Annotated in this window: 14 protein-coding genes; 4 read left to right on the forward strand and 10 right to left on the reverse strand. The window is 68.0% G+C overall.

The window, feature by feature from the left end; all coding sequences use genetic code 11:
- Positions 1 to 24: 24 nt before the first annotated feature.
- The 4 genes from J6U32_RS20580 to J6U32_RS20595 all read right to left on the reverse strand — a co-directional run bounded on the left by J6U32_RS20580 (position 25) and on the right by J6U32_RS20595 (position 4,463).
- A complete protein-coding gene (locus J6U32_RS20580) occupies positions 25 to 1,512 on the reverse strand; it encodes an MFS transporter (protein WP_208791929.1) in 1,488 nt (495 codons plus the stop codon).
- Between the two features lie 179 nt (positions 1,513 to 1,691).
- A complete protein-coding gene (gene ychF, locus J6U32_RS20585) occupies positions 1,692 to 2,771 on the reverse strand; it encodes a redox-regulated ATPase YchF (protein ID WP_208791930.1) in 1,080 nt (359 codons plus the stop codon).
- A 51-nt stretch (positions 2,772 to 2,822) separates the two neighbouring features.
- Entirely contained in the window at positions 2,823 to 4,100 is a 1,278-nt protein-coding gene (locus J6U32_RS20590; RefSeq protein ID WP_208796246.1) for an AI-2E family transporter, read from the reverse strand.
- An 84-nt stretch (positions 4,101 to 4,184) separates the two neighbouring features.
- Positions 4,185 to 4,463, reverse strand: a complete 279-nt coding sequence (locus tag J6U32_RS20595) for a hypothetical protein (RefSeq protein ID WP_014360687.1) — start codon at positions 4,461 to 4,463, stop codon at positions 4,185 to 4,187.
- A gap of 131 nt (positions 4,464 to 4,594) precedes the next feature.
- Between J6U32_RS20595 and J6U32_RS20600 the strand changes: the two genes are divergently transcribed.
- From J6U32_RS20600 to J6U32_RS20615, 4 genes are all read left to right on the forward strand, one after another.
- Positions 4,595 to 6,247, forward strand: a complete 1,653-nt coding sequence (locus J6U32_RS20600; protein WP_208791931.1) for a DNA-3-methyladenine glycosylase 2 family protein — start codon at positions 4,595 to 4,597, stop codon at positions 6,245 to 6,247.
- The gene (locus J6U32_RS20605; protein ID WP_208791932.1) at positions 6,244 to 6,843 is read left to right on the forward strand and encodes a methylated-DNA--[protein]-cysteine S-methyltransferase; all 600 of its coding nucleotides are present in this window, start codon (positions 6,244 to 6,246) and stop codon (positions 6,841 to 6,843) included. Before J6U32_RS20600 ends, J6U32_RS20605 begins: the two co-directional genes overlap by 4 nt.
- Before the next feature lie 59 nt (positions 6,844 to 6,902).
- The gene (locus tag J6U32_RS20610) at positions 6,903 to 8,138 is read left to right on the forward strand and encodes a DNA recombination protein RmuC (RefSeq protein WP_244333017.1); all 1,236 of its coding nucleotides are present in this window, start codon (positions 6,903 to 6,905) and stop codon (positions 8,136 to 8,138) included.
- 76 nt (positions 8,139 to 8,214) lie between these two features.
- A complete protein-coding gene (locus J6U32_RS20615) occupies positions 8,215 to 9,222 on the forward strand; it encodes a DUF6542 domain-containing protein (RefSeq protein WP_208791934.1) in 1,008 nt (335 codons plus the stop codon).
- Positions 9,223 to 9,258: 36 nt separating this feature from the next.
- Here the strand turns inward: J6U32_RS20615 and J6U32_RS20620 are convergent, their stop codons facing one another.
- The 6 genes from J6U32_RS20620 to J6U32_RS20645 all read right to left on the reverse strand — a co-directional run bounded on the left by J6U32_RS20620 (position 9,259) and on the right by J6U32_RS20645 (position 14,982).
- The gene (locus J6U32_RS20620) at positions 9,259 to 9,846 is read right to left on the reverse strand and encodes a nucleosidase (RefSeq protein WP_208791935.1); all 588 of its coding nucleotides are present in this window, start codon (positions 9,844 to 9,846) and stop codon (positions 9,259 to 9,261) included.
- A 24-nt stretch (positions 9,847 to 9,870) separates the two neighbouring features.
- Positions 9,871 to 10,662 (reverse strand): fructosamine kinase family protein, encoded by a 792-nt coding sequence (locus tag J6U32_RS20625; protein WP_244332219.1) that lies wholly within the window; start codon positions 10,660 to 10,662, stop codon positions 9,871 to 9,873.
- Positions 10,643 to 11,575: an SDR family oxidoreductase gene (locus tag J6U32_RS20630; RefSeq protein ID WP_208791937.1), complete on the reverse strand. Its 933-nt coding sequence runs from the start codon at positions 11,573 to 11,575 to the stop codon at positions 10,643 to 10,645. Before J6U32_RS20630 ends, J6U32_RS20625 begins: the two co-directional genes overlap by 20 nt.
- Positions 11,576 to 11,607: 32 nt before the next feature.
- Positions 11,608 to 12,717, reverse strand: coding sequence for an N-acetylmuramoyl-L-alanine amidase (locus J6U32_RS20635; protein WP_208791938.1), 1,110 nt, complete (start codon positions 12,715 to 12,717; stop codon positions 11,608 to 11,610).
- 223 nt (positions 12,718 to 12,940) lie between these two features.
- Positions 12,941 to 14,089, reverse strand: coding sequence for a CobW family GTP-binding protein (locus J6U32_RS20640; RefSeq protein ID WP_208791939.1), 1,149 nt, complete (start codon positions 14,087 to 14,089; stop codon positions 12,941 to 12,943).
- Entirely contained in the window at positions 14,086 to 14,982 is an 897-nt protein-coding gene (locus J6U32_RS20645) for a rhodanese-related sulfurtransferase (protein WP_208791940.1), read from the reverse strand. Before J6U32_RS20645 ends, J6U32_RS20640 begins: the two co-directional genes overlap by 4 nt.
- Positions 14,983 to 15,013 lie beyond the last annotated feature (31 nt).

The following is a 15,013-nucleotide window of genomic DNA, read 5'->3' on the forward strand; positions in this document are numbered from 1 at the left end:
GAGCGGCGCGCCCCCGCGTGGCCGTCAGGTACTCGCCGCGGAGGCGGTACGGCCTACAGCGACGGCCGCCGCGAGGGCAGCCAGTGCTGCGAGAGCAGCGAAGCCGAGCAGCACCAGCCAGGCCCAGTGCGCCGCCCCCACCAGTGCATTGTGTGCCGCGCCGGCCGGATCGGATGCGTCGCGTCTGCTGTCGTGTCCGGCAACGTGCAGGGTCAACGTGACAACGGCAACGCCGGTGGCCACTCCGACATTGCGGAACAGTGCGATCAACGATCCGGCGGTACCGGTTCCGCGAGCGGTGGCCGCGGCCATCACCGAGGCGTTGTTGGCAGGTACGTACACCCCGAGGCCGATGCCGAGGACCGCCAATGCAGGGACAATCCACGCAATCTCGGTCGGCCGGGACGCGAGCGCCACAATCGCTCCGAGAATCGCCACACATCCCACACCGGTGCGCATGGAGTTTCCGGCCCAGGAGTGCAGCCACGCGGTGGAGGCAACGGTCGCCGTGAGGAATCCGGCGGGCATCGCGAACAGGATCACGCCGGTCGCCGACACCGACCAGCCCAGTGGGACGAGAAGTTGCGGGATGAGCACGGTCGGCGCGATCAGCAAGAGATAACTCACCATGGCGCCCAGCGCGCCGATCGCGATCTGTGGGGTGCGCAGCGTCGGCGGATCGATCAGCGGTGCGCCCGCACGCTTTTCTTTCCGCCAGAACACCGGGAGAATAAGTGCGGGACTCACGAGCAGGATGAGTGACCCGACCAGCCCCAGCGGCAAGCCGGAGAGCCCGGACAGACCGACCAGCAGCCCGATGGCGGCCAGCGCGAGCAGAGTGGTTCCGGGCCAGTCGAATCGGGGCATCGAACGCCGTTGTGTCGCGTCGGGCAGGAGCACGAGCGCCGAGACCACCGCGACGACACCGATCGGCACGTTCACCCAGAAGATCGACCTCCATCCGAAAGCGTCGACCAGGAAGCCACCGCTCATCGGCCCGAGCGCCAGGCCCAGAGACTGCACGGCGGCTTGGACGGCGAGCCCGTCGCGCAATCTTTCCTTGGGAATGTTGTCGGTGACCATTGCGATGGCGTTGCCGGCAATCGCGGCTCCACCGGTGCCCTGCAGCACCCGAAACGCGATCAACGAGGCGAGGTCCGGCGCGATGCTGCAGAGAATCGAACCGACCGTGAACATCGCATACCCGTAGAGATACAGGTTCTTGCGTCCCCAGCCGTCACCGAGTCGCGCGCATGGCGCGACCAGCGCCACCACCGTCAGCACGTAGGCCACCGACACCCACTGTGCCGACGCGAGCGACGCGTCGAAGGACCGCTGCAATGACGGCAGTGCCAGTGTGACGATGCTCGAGTCCAGCTGAATCATGAACGCGCCAAAGCTGATTCCGGCGACGGTGTACCAGTGGGACCGCGGGGACCGCTCGACCCATTCCGGTCGCCGGGGCAACTTCATGGCCGGCCGACGAATGCGCACTGCGCCTGCACTGTTCACGATCAGTCATTGTGCCCACCATCAGGCTCTCCGGCGTGGGACTCGCCGAATCATCGGAGCTGATGCCCTACATGGACAGAGGATTCCGATGGACGAAGCGATTCACTTCGGCCGATCGGCGAGTTCATGTCGCCGATGGACTTGATCGCGGGACGAACCAGGACGCACCATGTCCAGCGCTAAACGTTGAACCGGAACTCCACCACATCCCCGTCGGCCATCACGTAATCCTTGCCCTCCATGCGCACCTTGCCCGCGGCTTTGGCCGCGGCCATCGAGCCGGCGGCGTCGAGGTCGTCGAAGGAGACGATCTCGGCTTTGATGAAGCCCTTCTGGAAGTCGGTGTGGATCACGCCGGCGGCCTGGGGCGCGGTGTCGCCCTTGTGAATCGTCCACGCGCGCGACTCTTTCGGGCCGGCGGTGAGGTAGGTCTGCAGGCCCAGGGTGTGGAATCCGGCACGCGCCAACGACCGCAGGCCGGGCTCGTCCTGCCCGATGGAATCGAGGAGTTCCTGCGCATCGGACTCGTCGAGTTCGAGGAGTTCGCTTTCCACCTTGGCGTCGAGGAACACCGCATCCGCCGGCGCCACAGCGGCTTTCAGCTGCGCCTTGCGCGCGTCGTCGGTCAGCACCGACTCGTCGGCGTTGAAGACGTAGAGGAACGGCTTGGCGGTCATCAGATGCAGTTCGCGCACCGACGACAGATCGAACGAATCATTCTGCGCGAACAGTGTTGTGCCGGTGTTCAGGATCTCCTGCGCCTTCTGCGCGGCGGCGAGCACCTCGGCGGTGTCCTTGTTCTTGCGGGCTTCCTTCTCCAGCCGCGGAATCGCCTTCTCCAAGGTCTGGAGGTCGGCGAGGATCAGCTCGGTCTCGATGACCCCGATGTCGGCGAGCGGGTCGACCCGACCGTCGACGTGCACGACGTCGTCGTCGGCGAACACGCGCACCACCTGGCAGATCGCGTCGGCCTCGCGGATGTTGGCCAGGAACTGGTTGCCCATGCCCTCACCCTCCGACGCGCCCTTGACGATCCCGGCGATGTCGACGAACGACACGGTCGCAGGCAGGATGCGCTCACTGCCGAAGATCTCGGCGAGACGGTCGAGCCGTGCGTCCGGGAGCTCGACGACCCCGATGTTGGGCTCGATGGTGGCGAACGGGTAGTTCGCGGCGAGCACATCGTTGCGGGTCAACGCGTTGAACAGGGTGGACTTGCCGACGTTGGGCAGTCCGACGATACCGAGGGTGAGACTCACGGGCGCCCAGTCTATCGGGCAGCTCTCGGCACACCGAGGCCGGTGACGGACTCAGGCGGTGCCCGGCACCGCCCCGCCGGTGTCCTCTGCGTCCTCCGAGCCCTCGTTGGCTCCCACACCCGGCCCGCCGTCGTCGGATGCCTCGTCGAGGGGCGGCGGCTTCTCCCCCACCCGGATCGCGATCTGCTCGTTGAGGTACCGCAGGATGACGGCGATGGTCGCCGCGGCAGGCACCGCGAGGAATGCGCCGATGATCCCGAACAGGGAGCCGCCGAGGGTGACCGCGAGCAACACGATCGCCGCATGCAGGTCCATCGACTTGGACTGCAGCCACGGCTGCAACACGTTTCCCTCGAGCTGCTGTACGGCGAGGATGATGCCGAGGACGATCAGCGCCGTGGTGAGTCCGTTGGACACCAGCGCGATGAGCACCGCGAGCGCGCCCGCGACGAAGGCACCGACGATCGGGATGAAGCCACCGAGGAAGGTGATCACCACCAACACCCCCGCGAGGGGGACCTGCAGGATGAACAGTCCGGCACCGATGAGCGAGGCGTCGACGAAGCTGACGATCGCCTGCGTCCGGATGAAGCCGCCCAACGAGTTCCACATCCGTGACAGCACCTCGCCGAGGTGCGCACCCGCCGGATGCCCGATCGTGCGCTGCAGCCACGGAACAAAGCGCGGGCCGTCCTTGAGGAAGAAGAACACCAGGATGAGCGTCGTGAACAAAGTGATCAGCACCGATGTCGCGGTGCCGATCCCGTTGAAGACCCCGGCCGCGATGGTGCTCGCACTGGACTGCACACGTTGGGTGATCGCCGACACCAGACCGTCGATCTGGTCGTCGCCGAGATTCAGCGGCGGACCCTGCACCCAGTCCTGGAGTTTGTGGACACCGCTGACGGTGCGGTCGGCGAGTTCCGGGGATTGATCGACGATCGAGGGCACGATCAGCCCGATCACCCCGCCGAGCAGGCCCACCGCGACGAGCATCATCAGCAGAGAAGCCCCGGCCGGCGGAACGCCGTGTCCCCGTAGCCACCGCACCGGCGGCCACAGCAGCGTGCACACGATGATCGCCAGAAGCACCGGCAGCAGGATCACCCAGACCTGGCCGACCACCCACATCACCACCCACAGGGCGGCGACCACCAGGATGAACTGCAACCCGACAATCGAGGTCGACCGCAGGCCACTCAAGAACACCTGCATTCGCGAGGGGGCAGCGGGGGCGGCGATGCCCCCATCTACCGGGCCGTCCGCAGCGGGGACGGGCCGCGGCGACGAATCGTCAGAATCGGTCACGCCACGATCCTCACACACCACTGCGACGAGACCCCCGAGCGAGGGCGGCGCGGCGAGCGCTCGCACGTCTCGAGGCCACGGATCAGTGACCCCGAGCGAATCGGGTCAGCGACGACGCAGGAAGCGCAGCACCAGCGCACCGAGCGCATCGGCCGCGACCAACTCCGCCTCCAGAGGTGACAGCGGACGCACCGGATCGTCGGTCTCGATCGAGTCGGCGCCCGCGAGATGTGTCCGTGTCCTGCGCTGACGGGCGCATTCGGCATCGATGGTGTCCGGTCCGTACAGCCCGCGCATGATGTCGAGTCCCCAGTCGGGTAACTCTGCAAGCGGGGTCTCCGGCTCCTGACCTCGCTGTCGAGGACCGTCGAACTGCGTGCTCATGCACACATCGTGGCATGAAGTGTTAGCTACGTCACTCAATTGCCCAACCTGGCCGACGGCGCGTCGTCGGCAGGTGTAGCGATGGCCGATTCCCGCCAGAAAAGCCCGCCGGTCGGTGAGAGGGTGGAGCCATGACCGCTTCCACCGACGCGCGACCCCCGTCCTCGACGACGGCAGGCGCCGACCCGGTCCCGGCGTCGACGGGGCTCGATTTCGAGGGGTGTTACCGCGCGCTGCAGGCACGGGACGCGCGCTTCGACGGCCAATTCTTCGCCACCGTGCGCACCACCGGAATCTATTGCCGGCCGTCGTGCCCGGCGCAGACCCCGCGACCCGAGAACGTCGCCTTCGTCGCGACCGCGGCCGGCGCGCAAGCGGGCGGATTCCGCGCCTGCCGACGCTGCCTGCCGGACGCGGTTCCGGGTTCCCCGCGTTGGAATCTCAACAAGGATCTCTCCTCGCGGGCGATGCGGCTCATCGCCGACGGGGTCATCGAACGCGAGGGGGTCGGTGGTCTCGCCGGCCAACTCGGGTACTCGACACGGCATCTGACACGCGTGCTGACCACCGAACTCGGTGCCGGCCCGCTCGCGCTGGCCCGGGCGCATCGCGCGACCAGCGCGCGAATCCTCATCCAGTGCACCGATTTACCGATGTCCGACATCGCCTTCGCGGCGGGGTTCACCAGCGTGCGTCAGTACAACGACACCATCCGCGAGGTGTTCGGCCTGACCCCGCGCGCGCTGCGCTCGTTGCGACGGGCCAACTCCCGCAGCGACATCGACACCCCGATCGCAGCATCCGCGGCCACCGGTAGAGGCGAGCGATCGTCGGCGATCACGCTGCGCCTGGCATACCGCGAACCGTTCGACACCACCTGGTTCGGGTGGTATCTCGCCGCGCACTCGGTCGACGGCGTCGAGCGGTATCGATCCGACGCCGATCGGCAGTGGATTCATCAGCGCGTGTTGACCCTCCCGCACGGGCCGGCGCTGGCGGAGACGACGCCCGGTGACGGATTCCTGCGCGTGCGACTCGAGCATCTGGACCTCCGGGACCTGAGTGCCGCGGTGAATCGACTGCGACGGCTGTTCGACCTCGACGCCGACATCGTGGCTGCAACCGATGCCCTGTCCACCGACCCGACCCTGGGCACGGTCGTCGCCGCAGCGCCGGGGGTTCGGGTACCCGGAAGCATCGACGGCGGCGAATCCCTCATCCGCACCATGATCGGCCAGCAGATCAGCGTCGCCGCCGCACGGCGGCACGTGACGCGGCTGGTCGACGCCCTCGGAGAGCCGACGGACTGGCCGGCGACGGCCGGCGATGACGGGGGCTACGACGGTGCGCGATCGTGGCGACAGTTCCCGACGGCCGCCGCCATCGCCGAACGCGGCAGCACGATCCTGACCGGGCCCGCCCGTCGGATCTCGGCGATCGTCGGAGCGGCACAGGCGATTGCCGAACATTCGGTGGAACCACACATGGGGGTCGATGCGTCCGATCTTCATGCACAATTGCTCGCCCTACCCGGAGTGGGGCCGTGGACCGCCGACTACGTCACGATGCAGGTGACCGGTGACCCCGACGTCCTCCTCCGGCACGACCTCGTTGTTCGCCACGCCGCCCGCGATCTCGCCATCGACCTCGACGACACCGCCCCGTGGGCACCGTGGCGGTCCTACGCCTCGATGCACCTGTGGCGCCATCGGCTCATCCCCTCAGACGCCGGTACCCCGCCCACCACTACCGCAGACACGACCACCCAAGGAGCAACCCCATGACCGACACCCTCGAAACACCCTCCACCCCAACCATTTCCACCCCCAAGGACGGCTCCGGCCTGTGGACGACGGTCTCGACGCCGGATGGCGCATTCACCGTCGTCGCCGACACCGACGGAGTCGTCCTGGCATCGGGATGGACCGACACCCCCGAGTATCTGGTCGCACTCGTGCACCGCGACCTGCGGCCACACGATCTGCGCGGTCCCGCAGAGCTCGGCCGCACACCGGAATTGACCACGATCACCGAGGCCGTCGAGGCCTACTACGCCGACGACTTCGGTCCGGCCGCGGCCCAACCGGTCGTTCAACGGTCGGGTCCGTTCATCGAAAAGGCTTGGGCCGCTCTGCGTGGGGTCACCGCGGGCACCGCGGTGACCTACACCGAATTGGCCGAGCGTGCCGGCGAACCGGCCGCCATCCGGGCCGCAGCCTCGGCCTGCGCGCGCAATGCCGCGGCGCTGTTCGTGCCGTGCCACCGTGTGCTGCGACGCGACGGCAGCCTTGGCGGATTCCGTTACGGACTGGACATCAAGCGATCGCTGCTCCATCGGGAGACGCCCGACCAGGAAGCGCCGCTCCCCGACGCCGGCTGAACCGCGGTATCGCGGGGGGCGAACCGATTCTGTCGGTGGTCACGGGCAAGATCACCGACATGATCGGCATCGTGCTCGCATTCACCGTCGGCATCGTGCTCGGCGTCGCAATCGGTTGGCTCGCGTGCACGAGCCGATCGGCCGGCGCCGTCGCTGCCGCACGCGCCGAGACCGCGGCGCTGCGGTCCTCCCAGGACCTGGTCGGACGGTCGCTCGCCGCGGCCTCCGAGGATGCGGCCCGACGGCAGTCGAACGCGATCGGCGCCGAGCTCAGTCACATCGTCGATCCACTGCACACGCTGGTCGGACAGATGGCCGACGAACTACGGCGTGTGGAACGCGACCGCACGAGCGCGTACGCCGGCCTGTCCGAGCAGGTGCGGGGCATGCAGATGATGTCGACGCGGCTCTCCGATCAGACCCGGGCGCTGACCAACGCACTACACACCCCGCACCTGCGGGGCCGGTGGGGTGAGGTCCAACTCGAGCGGGTCGTCGAACTCGCCGGGATGACGCGCCACTGCGACTTCAGCACCCAGGTGTCGGCGAGTTCGGAGGCCGGGTCGGTCCGCCCCGACATGGTGGTGCACCTGGCCGGTGGCCGCGACATCGTCGTCGATGCCAAGGTGCCCCTGCAAGCGTATCTGCAGGCCGCGGACTGCGAGGACCCGCAGATGCGGCGCGACCTGCTCTCCGACCATGCCCGGGCGGTGCGCGCGCACATCACCGCGCTCTCGGCGAAGTCGTATTGGTCGGCCTTCGACGACACCCCCGAGATGGTCGTGCTGTTCTTGCCCGCCGACGCGGTGCTCGAGTGGGCGGTGCGCGCCGACCCCACCCTCATCGAGTTCGGCATCACCAAGAATGTGGTGCTCACCACGCCGTCGAGTCTGGTGTCGTTGTTGCGCACCATCGCACTCGGTTGGCGCCACGACGCGATGGCACGTGACGCGGCGGTGATCCACGAGCTCGGCGTCGAGCTGCATCATCGGCTCGACTCGGTACTCGGCCATCTCGATCGGGTCGGAACGTCGCTGCGCAGGGCGGTCGATGCCTACAACTCCACTGTGGGAGCACTGGATTCCCGGGTCGGTGTGACCGCCCGCCGGCTGGCATCGCTGGAGGCGCTCGGCGATCTCGACGAGCCCACCACGGTCCGCACGATTCACGACACCGTCCGCGAGACCCGCACGGCTGGTCACGGGTACGGGCCGAGCCCGATCACGCAGTTCGACGCACACATCACACAGAACGGACATGACGCCCCGATCCGGTCGCCGGATCGGCCAACATGACCCGGCGGTTGGCGGGAAATCACGCTTCACCCGGTACCGTCTACATGTGCCCTTTCCGCAACGAAGCTCTTCCGCGGTGCCACTGGACCAGCAGTCGGTGCTGCCGACCGTCCGTGGGGTGCCCTGGTGGGGTGCCGTCCTCATCGCGACAGCGCTGACCGCGGTCGGCGCGATCATGGACGCCAAGAATCACGGCAACCTCGGCGCGGTGTTCAATTTCTGCCTGCTGGTCGGGTGCTGCCTGGCCGCGCTCGCCGTTCGTCGTCGGGCGTTGTTCACCGCGGCCGCGCAGCCGCCGCTGATCGCATTCTGCGTCGGCGTGCTGGCGCTCTACAGCCTCAATGCCGGCAACGCATCCGGTCTCAAGTCCTTGGTGCTCAAGGTGCTGTTGCCGATCGCCGCCAACTTCCCGTGGATGGCTGTCACGTTCGTGGTGACGCTCGTGCTGGTTCTGCTCCGTTGGGTGCTGACCCGGCCCGAAGGCTGGAACGCGAAACTCCGGGGCGGCAAGAACAACAAGCCGCCGGCCAAACGACGCGCATCCACGAGCACTCGTGAGAAGGGCGCCCGCACCTCCGGCGCACGCGGTGACGGCGACAAGGCAGCGCGTACTCGTCGAACAGAGACCGCCACTTCGTCGAGCAGCCGCGCGGCGACCACTCGAACGAGTTCGTCGCGCGGTGCCAGTGGTGCCACGAGCACCTCGTCGAGCACCCGCACGGCCCGAAAGAAAGACGCCGAGGCCCGCAGCACCGCGTCGAAGTCCCGCGCAAGCGCATCGGTGGTCGGCGCCGCAGCCACCGCCGCCGACGATCCGGGTCGGGCGCGTCCCCGGCGAGCACGTGCGGGCGACGCAGCCCGCAAGGCCACGGAGTCACCGGAGGCACCGCGTCGTCGTGCCGGCGATGCCGGCCGAACCACCGCACGACCGGTCCCCGTCGCCTCCGAGGAGACCACACGCATTCCCACGGATCAGACCGACCGACCGCGCCCGCGCGCCCGCTCGGCGGCCGCGGACCTCGACCGCTACGAGTCCGGCGCTGCCGCGGCCTACCAGTCGACGCGCTCACGCAACCGCTCCTGACCGCCGCCTCGGCGCGTTTCGCCGACGGCGCACCTCCTACACGGTGAGGTGCTCGGACACCCACCGCCCGAGCGTGCGGGCCGCCTCGTCGACGAGTGACGGCCAGTCCATCGCCCCTTCGTCGGCGCCGTCGGTAACCACCTTCACCAGCCGGCAGGGCACCCCGAACGCAGCCGCCACATGGGCAATCGCCGCACCCTCCATGTCGACGAGATCGGCGCCGGCGGCCAGTTCGGCGCGTCGGACCGGGTCGGCGACGAAGGTGTCGCCGGTGGCAAGCACGGTGCCGTCGCCGTCCGGCAACTCCCATCGGTCGACGACCGGGTAACCCATCGCCCGCAATTCGGTGCTGCTGATGTCGTGTTCGACGACGGCCGACGGTACGAACAGCCCCTCGTGACCGACCGGCAGATGGTGGTCGTGCAGCGCGCCGGCGGTCCCGATGTTGACGATGCGTGTCACCGCGGGGCCGGTGCTCAGTTCCCGGGTCAGCGCGACCGACGCGGCGACTTTTCCGATGCCGGTGACCAGGAGCCGGGTGCCGTCGGGGATGTGGCGTGCCTCCGACCGGGTCGCGGAGACGACCAGTATCCCGGGATCGGACGACGAGGAATCTGCGTGCATCCGATGATTGTCCGTCAGCGCCTCTCAGCGGGTGAGCGCGAGGGTTGCCTGTGCCGCCCGCCCCAGCGCCGAACCGTAGGAGGGTCCGTGGCCCGCGGCGTGCACGGCCAGCGGATGCAGTTGGTGCAGCGGGATTCGGTCGCGCCACCCGGCTGCCAATGGGTGGATCTGGTCGTAGGCGGAGACGATGGCGTCGAGGTGCGGACAGCCGAACAGCGCGAGCATCGCCAGGTCGGCCTCGCGGTGGCCGCCGTGGGCGGCCGGATCGATCATCACCACACCGTCGGGTGTCCACATCACGTTGCCGCTCCACAGGTCCCCGTGCAGCCGGCTCGGTGGCTCGTCGTCGTCGAAGACGCCGTCGGCGATGGCCGCACAGGCCGAGCGGGTCAGTGCCTCGTCGTCGGCGGTGAGATATCCGGCGCGGCGCGCGGGTTCGAGGTAGGGCTCGACGCGTTCGGCGGCGTAGAAGGCGCCCCAACTCGCGTGGGTGCGTGAACTCAGTGGCCGTTCGCCGATGAACTGTCGTCCGTGGTATCCCGCGGGCGGCGCCCCGAACGAGTCGGCGCCCGCGTCATGCATGCGCGCCAGAGCGGCGCCGTATTCACGTGCGGCGTCGGCGTCGGGGACCGCGGAGTCCAAACGCTGCAGCTCGATTCCGCTGTCCCACACCGCGATGACCTCGACGACGGGTGCTCCGGCCTCGGCCAGCCACCGCAGACCGGCGGCCTCGGCCGCGAAGAAATCCGGATCGGCGCCACGGCGGGTCTTGCGGAAGACGTTCTCGCCCAAGGAGTTACCGCTCTCGCGCGGCATCGGGGTCGGCCGGCACGGGGTCCACCTGCGACACCGCACTGATCCGGGCGAGGTGCGCAAATCGATCGTTGGCGATCCGCATGACGATCTCGTAGGGCAACGCGAACTTGCGTGCCCACCAATACCCGAACCGGATGTCGAAGGAGGTGTAGACCATGAACCGATTCTTCTTGACCCCCTTGATGATCGCGGCGGCAGCGGTGTCGGGGGTGACCGAGACGCGATGGAATGCATCGATCTGCCTGGCCACCCGCGGGTCGCTGCGATCGATGCCGACGATCTCCACGCTGTTGACCAAGGGGGTGGCGACCGCACCCGGGCAAACCAGTGACACCCCGATGTGATGACGACGCAGGTCGAATCGCAGTACTTCCGAGACCCCGCGGATGCCGAACTTCGATGCGCTGTAGGCGGCATGCCAGGGAAAGGCCAACAGTCCCGCGGCCGACGACACATTCACCAGGTGTCCGCCGTGTCCTCGCCGAACCATCTGCGGGACAAAGCATTCGATGATGTGAATCGGACCCATCAGGTTGACGTCGACAGCCGATCGCCAATGCCGGTGCTCGAGGTTCTCCACGGTGCCCCAGACCGAGATACCGGCGATGTTCATCACCACGTCCATCACGCCGACCTCGGAGTCGACCTCATGGGCAAAGCTGCGGACCCACTTGTAGTCGGAGACGTCGCCCGCAGAATGGAAGGCGACGTGCCCGCCGGCCTCGGTGACGGTGGTCACCGCCTCGTCGAGCTTGTCGGCGTGCAGGTCGGTGAGCACGAGTTCGGCGCCATCACGTGCCGCGGCGAGCGCCGTGGCCAAGCCGATTCCGCTGGCCGCCCCGGTGATCAACACCCGGCGTCCGCGCAGGGTGGGAACCGGCGGGTCCATTCTGATCAGATCGCGTAATGACATGACCTCGACCCTAATCCGACTGTCGAGGACACTCAGCCGATCGGTAGCTTTCCGTCGAACAGGCCGTAGACGATCTCGAGCATGGCATTGAGCACCTGCGCCGACGCGTCCTGACCCTCGGTGAGCATCAACCGCATGATCTCCGCGGGATCCTTGGTGCCGAGCAGTTGCTGGATGAACGGCAGGACCGCCGACAGTTCGTCGTCGTCACCGGACTGCGGGGTCGTCGTTCCCGGCGTCGTCGTTCCCGGGGTCGTGGAACCCGGGGTCGTCGTACCGGGCGTGGTGGCACCGGGGTTGCTGACGCCGGGGATCGTGGCGGCCGCAGAGCCCTTGACGTAGTTGATGATCCCGTCGGTGATGGCCATCGAGTACTTGACCTGACCGTCACGGGCGGCCAGCGCGGCGGCCTCCTGCGGGTTGGAAAGGTTGCCCATTTCGATGAAGACTGCCGGAACCTTGGTGAGGTTCACCGCGGCGATATCCGAGCGGGTCTGGATTCCGTCGTTCACCCCGGCGTAATTGGCGGCCGGGAAGCCCGCCTTGAGGAAGGCGTCACGCATGATCGTCGACGCCTTGAGGCCTTCGCCGCCCTGTACCTGATTGACCGTCGCATCCGGGATCGGCAGCGTCGGCACGATCATGTGGAAGCCCTTTTTGGTCGTATCCGTACCGGTGGTGGTCGAATCCGCGTGCAGGCTGACCGCGATGGCCGCTCCCGACCGGCTCGCCGCGGCGGCGCGCTCGTCGACGCAACCGCCCCAGCCGGTGTCGTCGGGTCGGCTCAGCACCACCCGCGCGCCCTGACTCTCGAGTCCGGCCTTCACCAGCTGCGCGACGTCCCAGTTGACGGTGTGCTCGGCCACGCCGTTCACCCCGGTCGCGCCGGTCGTCTGGCAGTCCTTGGTGCCGCCGCGTCCGTCGGGAACCTGCTTGGCCAGGTCGTGGCCGGCCGCGCCGCCCTGATGACCGGGGTCGAGGAAGACCGTCTTGCCCGCAAGGCTGGTGCCCGTGGCCGGTGCGGCCGATGCGGGTGCACTTCCGGTGGTGGCGGTGAGCACCGCCGACCCCGTCAGCAGGGCGACGGCCGTAGCCGTGATCGCGAGTCGCGCTCGCGAGCCTCGTCTCCGGGCGATCGACATGTTCGCACATCCTCAGCGTCGTCGTTTCGGTCGTCGCCACCCCAAGTCAAAGCAGCAACACTGGCCACAATAGCCACAGCTTTCACACAGTCAAACAGTCGCGGGTGCGATGCGGAAATCGGTGACCTGGGCAGATCGGATTCGTTAGCCAGCTGTGACGTGACGGGCACGGGATCGAGACACGGAAGTCAGCCCAGCCTGGGCGACCCGGGGTCGGCGCAGGTCAGCGCGCGGGCAAGTGTCGGGTGATGTGCAGGATGCCGTGTTCGTCGTCGGCGGTGGCGTCGTCGGCGACGGCCGCGGTCAAGACGCTGAGGACCTCGTCACGGTCGATCCCCGTTCCGATCGCGACGATGCTGGTCTGCCTGGCCTGGCCGGCCCACGAGTCGCGACGCACCTCGACGAAGCCGCCGACCCCGTGCACGATGTGGCGCTGCCGATGCCCCGGCAGGTCGAAGTGCGCGACCCCTTTGATCCGATAGCAACCGACCGGCGGCCGCTCGAGGAATCGCGCGAGCCGGCGCGGGTCCATCGGCGCGGTCGAGGTGAACTCGACCGAGGTGAACTCGTCATGCAGGTGTCGGTGACAGTGTGCCCCCGGCCCGTGATGGTGTCCGTGGTCATGGTCGTGCTCATCAGCGGTGCCGCAATCCAGGGGTTCGGAGTCACGGCGTCCGGGATCATGAAACAGCGCATCGAGGGTGAGCTGCACCGGTCCTGCGTCGTCGCCGGCACTATCCGGTGCGTCGGCATCCGGCGCGACGACCGGATCGAACAGCATCGCCGGGTCGACCCGGGCGTCGATCACCGAGATCTGTGCCGCGGTCGGGTTGAGCTCACGCAGGACGATTCTGATGTTGTCGAGTGCCTCGGGCTCGACGAGGTCGATCTTGTTGAGCACCACCAGATCGGCGACGGCGATGTGCAGGTCGATCTCCGGGTGCTCGTGTCGGGTGCGGGCGAACATCGCCGCATCGACGACGTAGACCAGTCCCCCGTACCGCATCCGGGGATCGTCGGAGCCGGTGACCATGCGGATCAGTGCTCGTGGTTCGGCGATGCCGCTGGCCTCGATGACGATGGCGTCGATACGGGCCGACGGCCGCAGGAGAGTCGACAGCGCGGCGTCGAGTCCGTCTCGGTCGACCGAGCAGCACATGCACCCGTTGGCGAGGCTCACCGCACCGTCGGCCTGCCCGGCGACCAACATGGCATCGATGTTCACCGCTCCGAAGTCGTTGACCAACACCCCGATTCGCGCGCCGACGGAACCATCGCGACCGCCCTCCCGCAGCAGGTGATTGAGCAGCGTTGTCTTGCCCGACCCGAGGAATCCGGCGACCACGACGACGGGAACGCCTACCCGGCTCATCGCGGCGTCACCGACGGTGAGGGATCACCCGACCCGGTGACACCCGCGGCGGCGAGACAGTCGGCGCAGATGACCGCGAGGTCGCGGCCGAGCCGATCGGGATGGTTGGCCACATTGCTTGTCGCCGATCCGCATTCGACGCACGCCGCGATCACGTCGGCATGGTCGGAGAATGCGACGTTCATCCGGTTGTCGAACACGTAGAGCGAGCCCTGCCAGAGTCCGTCGTCACCGAACTCCTCGCCGTAGCGGACGATCCCGCCATCGAGCTGATAGACCTCCTCGAATCCGCGGTTGCGCATGAGCGCGGTGAGCACCTCGCACCGCACCCCGCCGGTGCAGTAGGTGACCACCGGACGGTTCTTGAGGTGGTCGTAGGCGCCGCTGTCGAGCAGCGGCACGAAGTCGCGGGTGGTCTCCACCGGCGGGGTGAGCGCGCCGGCGAATCTGCCGATTTCCGATTCGATGCGGTTGCGGCCGTCGAGGAAGACGACGTCGTCGCCGCGCTGCTCGACGAGTTGGTGCAGATCGCGGGGGGTCAGCCGGTCACCGCCACCGATCACGCCGGACTCATCGACCTTCAGTTCCTCAGGCGCGCCGAAGGTGACGATCTCCGGTCGCACGCGCACCGACAACCGCGGGAAGTCGTCGCCGGCGCCCTCCGACCACTTGATGTCGGCTTGGGCGAACGGGGGGTATTCGCGGGTGGCCCTGACGTACCGTTTCACTGCGGCGAGGTCTCCGCCGACGGTGCTGTTGATGCCGTGCCGTGACAGGATGATCCTGCCGCGCAACCCGAGAGAGGAACACACGGCCTGCTGCCACAGCCGGATCGCCTCAGGGTCGGGCAACGGGGTGAACACGTAGAACAGGACGATCTTGGGGGTCGACACAGTGCAAGGGTACGGATCGCGATGGTCGCGC

The organism is Gordonia polyisoprenivorans (genome assembly GCF_017654315.1).
Classification (GTDB): domain Bacteria; phylum Actinomycetota; class Actinomycetes; order Mycobacteriales; family Mycobacteriaceae; genus Gordonia; species Gordonia polyisoprenivorans_A.